This is a genomic window from Deinococcus rhizophilus (assembly GCF_030271215.1).
Classification (GTDB): domain Bacteria; phylum Deinococcota; class Deinococci; order Deinococcales; family Deinococcaceae; genus Deinococcus; species Deinococcus rhizophilus.
On record NZ_JASNGB010000400.1, the window covers coordinates 1 to 505 of the forward strand.

Genomic DNA, 505 nt, shown 5'->3' on the forward strand with positions numbered 1-505 from the left:
AGCTGGAGGCGCTGCGCCGCCTGTATCCGGGCGCCCAGGCGCTGCGTGACCAGCAGGAGGAGATTCGCGCGGCGACCCGCGACCTGCGCCGCCAGGACGAGGCGGGGCTGAAGGGGCTGGAGGGCGACCTGAAAGCCTGGCGCGAGGTCACCACGACCTTCGTGGGCAACGCCGCCCGCGACCTGCGGACCGAGGTGGCGGCCGAGGCTCCCGGCGCGGGCGCCGACGCCGAGGCCGCCGCGAACGAGGTCCGGGCCGGGCGCCACGAGCTGTGCGTGGAATTGCCCGGCACCCTGGCGAGCGGGGCGCTGGAGCGGCTGCGGCGGGGCCTCGTCACCGACCTGCAGCGTCTGGCCGCCCGCGCCGGAAAGCTGGAGCGCGAGCGGCAGGCCGCTGAAAAGGCCCTGGCCAAGCCCGACGCGGGGACGCTGGCCCGCGAGCAGGCCGCGCACCGTGAGCGGGTGGGGGCGTGGCGGAATGTGGCCGAGGACTTCACCACCTGGCG

At 76.6% G+C, this 505-nt stretch carries 1 pseudogene; it reads left to right on the forward strand.

From position 1 onward, the window contains the following. Positions 1 to 505 (forward strand): annotated as a pseudogene (locus QOL99_RS17555) (cell division protein FtsK); the annotation flags it as partial.